4 protein-coding genes and 1 pseudogene are annotated in these 4,459 nt (G+C 48.8%); 3 read left to right on the top strand and 2 right to left on the bottom strand.

Features of this window, described 5'->3' with window-relative positions:
- Positions 1-283, top strand: a 283-nt coding sequence (locus H503_RS0110820) for a transposase (RefSeq protein ID WP_162141346.1), incomplete at its 5' end; no start/stop codon positions are given.
- 110 nt (positions 284-393) lie between these two features.
- Here H503_RS0110820 and H503_RS0110815 read toward each other — a convergent pair.
- Positions 394-1,569, bottom strand: a complete 1,176-nt coding sequence (locus tag H503_RS0110815) for a M20 metallopeptidase family protein (RefSeq protein ID WP_014129079.1) — start codon at positions 1,567-1,569, stop codon at positions 394-396.
- A gap of 129 nt (positions 1,570-1,698) precedes the next feature.
- Positions 1,699-3,009, bottom strand: coding sequence for an L-cysteine desulfidase family protein (locus tag H503_RS0110810; RefSeq protein ID WP_014129080.1), 1,311 nt, complete (start codon positions 3,007-3,009; stop codon positions 1,699-1,701).
- Between the two features lie 216 nt (positions 3,010-3,225).
- Between H503_RS0110810 and H503_RS0110805 the strand changes: the two genes are divergently transcribed.
- Entirely contained in the window at positions 3,226-3,849 is a 624-nt protein-coding gene (locus tag H503_RS0110805) for a GntR family transcriptional regulator (protein ID WP_016459923.1), read from the top strand.
- Positions 3,850-4,278: 429 nt separating this feature from the next.
- Positions 4,279-4,459, top strand: a pseudogene (locus H503_RS13015) (transposase family protein); the annotation flags it as partial.

Here is a 4,459-nt window from a genome sequence, read left to right as displayed (position 1 = left end):
ATTGGCTGCGAAGCGGGAGCTAAACAAATGGTTAGCTATGGTAATGGGCTACAACTTAGATGCTTTTAAAGGGATTTTAAGATCTTTTAAAGATTGGGAGGCTGCAATTATTCAAGCAATTATCCAGCCATACTCCAATGGATTCACAGAAGGCTGTAACAACCTGATTAAGACGGTTAAGAGAGTTGCATTTGGAATGCGTGATTTCAACAGATTTAGGAACCGGATTCTCTATGTGAATTGGCAAAAAAGGAACTCGGCAAATGCCTTGCCGAGTTCCTAAAAGGCGATTTAGTTGTGGGGCACCCCAACATTTGACAAAGAACCAAAAAAAATCGGAGAAAAGGCAACAATTCCAGTTCCTTTCTCCGATTCACCGTAATTTTTGTAACGTTACTTGGAAAGTTCCTTTTCCCACTCCCGTACATATTCAGCAAAATATTCAACGCCCAATAAAAGAGCCCTTTCATCGATATCATAGTGGGGACTGTGCTGCGGATAGCGCCGCGACGCGTCAGCAAAGCCACCGCCTAAAAGGAGCAGGGCTTTAGGATTATCATATTTGGCAAAGTCCTCGCCGCCCATCTGCAATTCCCAATCAACGACATGATCCTTGCCAAAAACCGTCTCACAGGCTCTGCGTCCTGTATCCACACAGGCTGCATCGTTGATCGTGGGCGGCGGTCCAAAATGGTATTCCGTGCGGATCTTGGCCCTTGAGGTTTCCCCTACACCGCGGGCCACCCGTCTAAGGATGCCAGGATAGGCCTCGCGCAGTGTGGGGCTGAAGGTACGGGCTGTCCCCGATAGATGAGCCGATGCGGGAATGACATTGCTCGTTGTCCCAGCCTGAAAAGTGGTCACGGATAGGACGGCCGGTTCCAGAGGATTGACTTCACGGCTGACCACGGTCTGGAGTGCGTTCACAAATTCAGCTCCAGCCACAATGGGATCTATGGTCTGATGCGGCAGGGCGCCGTGACCACCCTTTCCTTCGATATAAACATCAAACGTATCCGCCGCGCTCATGACAGGTCCATAGCGCAGGGACGCTGTACCAACAGGGATCTTGCTCCAAATGTGGAGGGCAATGAGCCGTTCGCATTCCTTTACAAGCGGCTCATCCTTCATATATGTGGCACCGCTGTTGGCAATTTCTTCTTCCGCTGGCTGAAACAAAAAGCGCACCGTCACGGTCAGTTCGTCTTTCATGGCCGCAAGGACCTTAGCCGTGCCAAGGAGGATCGTAATATGCGTATCATGGCCGCAGGCATGCATAGTCCCTTCTTTTTCCGAGGCATAAGGGGCTCCGGTTTCTTCCTTGATGGGAAGGGCATCGATATCGGCACGGATGCCAATGATATGGTCTGACGAATGAGGCCCTTTAAGAGTAGCCACAAGACCGGACGTGGTCGATGGGACATAGGGAATACCTAATTCATCCAAATAAGTCATGATCTTTTTTTGTGTATTAAATTCTTTCCAAGATGGTTCAGGGTGAGCATGAAAATAGCGGCGCAGCTCCACAAGCTCGTCTTCCATGGCCCTTACTCGTTCCTTGATTTCCATAGAAAGCCCTCCTTTAGGGAAAAAATACCCCGTTCTTACCCCTTGGTATAGCCTATTTCCTAGTAAATTGCAAGGTATTTTTCATAAAAAAAGAAGGAGGCTCCTCTAAAGAAGCCTCCTCAGACCCTCTTAGCAAACGTAATCCTTAGGATCGATCTGACCGATCATGACATTGAGGATATCCGTATCGGTCCCCTTCATGCCAATTTTGCCGATGTATCCAATGTTGCGAATGGTATCCTCGATGTCCTTTTCAACAATGCCTTCCCCACCTTTAAAGACCCGGTCCTTCATGCTCATGGCATGGGCCATAAGCGCGGCCTGAAGGGAGGAAGCAATCTTGGCGGCGCAGCTGGGTTTGGCCCCGTCACAAAGGATGCCGCCCACATTGGCGAGGGTATTGGTGACAGTCATAGCCATTTTCCGGGCGTCTCCATTCGTTGCCATAAAGGTGATGGCCGCACCGGCCCCGGTAGAAGCACTCACAGCGCCGCAGAAAGCGGAAAGAGGACCAATATAGTGCTTGATATAGATGGAGACCAAGTTACTCACAATAAGGGCACGGAGCGTCTCATCATGGCTCTTCTTCCATGCCTCGGCATAGGTGATGACGGGCAGGGAAACCGTAATGCCTTGGTTCCCCGAACCGGAATTAATCACGACGGGTTTCGGGCAGCCGCTCATGCGGGCATCACTGCCGGCAGCCGCCCGAGCAACGGCCCGGAACTTAACATCACTGCCATAAGTTTCAAGGAGGGTCCTGCCCACCTCTGCGCCCCAGGCGCCTGTCAAGCCTTCGTCGCTGATTGCCGTGTTGTAAGTCATCTGAGTTTCAAGAAGCGCCTTCACCGCTTCAAGATCGACGGTTCTGGCATACTCAATGAGCCCCTGGAAGGTCATCCTGGTCCGGTCCCCTTTTCCCTTGCTTCCGGCACCTTGGGCCGTCCCCGTCCGGTCCAGGAGAACGGTTCCGTCCTGGACCATCTTCACGATGTTTGTATGGGTTCCGTCAATGATCACTTCCGCCATATGGTCCCGGCCATACAAAGTCACATCAATATAAAGATTGGCTACGCCTTCAGCCAGCGTCACTTCACAGATATCCCTTTCGACCAGATTACGGCAGGCTTCTCGGTCCTCATCCGTCACACCGGCAATGACTTCGAGGGCCTTATCACTGTCACCGCCTACGATACCAAGGGCCGCCGCTGCAGGAATCCCTTTCTGACCGCCAGAATTGGGCACAGTGACGCCTTTTACGTTCTTAATGATATTCCCTGAGCAGTTCACAGTAAAACGCTCCAGATCGCCTTTAAAGAGGCTTTTCGCCTTCGCCGCGGCATAGGCAATCGCAATAGGTTCCGTGCAGCCCATTGCGGGGATCAGTTCTTCGTGCAGAATGACCGTATAATTGTTCATTTCTTCCTGTGTCAAGGTCATGATTGATTTCCCTCCCAAAAATCATCAGAGTAGTCGGATTATTATATTAGTAATCATATCACTGTTATGATTAATTGGGAAGCCCTTTTTGAAAAATCATGATCAAAACCAAATTGGAGGTTTAATTTATAGTGTTATAATATGAAATAAATCATTGTCAAATTATCCAAATTAGATTAAGATATAGGTATTATGTCAGGGAAGGAAGGTTCAGCCATGAAAGAACCGTCACTTAAGGAAAAAGTCAGAAATGCCATTTTAGAGGGAATTTTTTCAGGGGAATACCAACCAGGGGACATCCTCAATGAGAAAAGTCTCATCGAAAAATACGAATGCAGCAAATCGCCCGTCCGGGAAGCCCTGATGACCCTGTGTAACGAGCGCGTCCTTCGCAACATGCCTCGCTATGGTTACGAAGTCACGCGCCTTACGATGGACGATATCAACGAAATGCTGGAATTCCGCCTCTACTTGGAGCACGGAATTGTGTCCCGTGTCATCAAAAGCCTTACGGAACCTCAAATTGCCGCGTTAGAACCTCTCAATGAACTATGCCTGCGTGACGATTTGCCGCCCCGCAAACATTGGGAATGCAATATGGATTTCCACAAGGCCCTGCTTCGTCTGGGTCGTAACGCTTATGCCGATGAACAGCTGTCTTCCTGCATGAGCCGCATGAGCCGTGCCTATGCTCAGTTCCGCTGGGGAATGGACTCTGGTGTCCTGCATGTCAGCGATGACTGCAAACACCACAAGGATATCTTGAAGGCCCTCCGGGCCCATGATGCGGATGCTCTCTTCGAGGCCCTCGATAAGGACCTGCGTGATTTCAGCGTGTAAATATGAACCCCTGAGAAGAACCATGTAAGGGTCCTTCCCAGGGGGATTTCTTCCTGTAAGTAAGATAAGGAGGGTCAAGCTCGCGAGTGTATCTTTCACTGGTTTTCTCGTCTAAGATGCGCTTGCAGCTTGAAATACGCAGGGAAAAAGGCTGCACCCCTTTTTAATGTATGTTCTATCTAAGGGAATATGAACACGTGAGCGATCCGAAATTTATAGCAAACCTTTTTATGCAAGGATGGGGTGAGGAAAGAACAATTCCTCACCCCAACATTTATGGTTCTATAATTTATTTTGGGGCGCTAAAGTGACCGTCCAGATGCGTGTCCTCTCAGCGCCTACTTTTTTTTCAATAAAAAAATAGGCATATGCACTCAAATCCTCTACAATTAAAGTGATCAAACAATAAAGAAAGTGAGTTGAATACATATGCCTTCTCTAGATTATATCGAAAAATTAACAGGAATTAAAGAGGAATGGATTCAAAATTTAAAGGAAACGGAATCAGCCTTGGTTTTAGCGGTTCAGCTGCCGCCTCAAGAACACATCTGCCCTCATTGTAAGGCCACTACAAGACGCATAAAGGGCTACTATACGCGCCTCATCAAAC

It is taken from the genome of Acidaminococcus intestini DSM 21505, assembly GCF_000425045.1.
Lineage (GTDB): Bacteria > Bacillota > Negativicutes > Acidaminococcales > Acidaminococcaceae > Acidaminococcus > Acidaminococcus intestini.
Note: the sequence above shows the minus strand (reverse complement) of the source record. Positions and strands in the feature narration are given on the sequence as shown.

Bases quoted from the DNA above. Each gene is read 5' to 3' on its own strand.
- H503_RS0110815 (WP_014129079.1), bottom strand. From the start codon at position 1,569: ATGGAAATCAAGGAACGAGTAAGGGCCATGGAAGACGAGCTTGTGGAG.
- H503_RS0110810 (WP_014129080.1), bottom strand. From the start codon at position 3,009: ATGACCTTGACACAGGAAGAAATGAACAATTATACGGTCATTCTGCAC.
- H503_RS0110805 (WP_016459923.1), top strand. From the start codon at position 3,226: ATGAAAGAACCGTCACTTAAGGAAAAAGTCAGAAATGCCATTTTAGAG.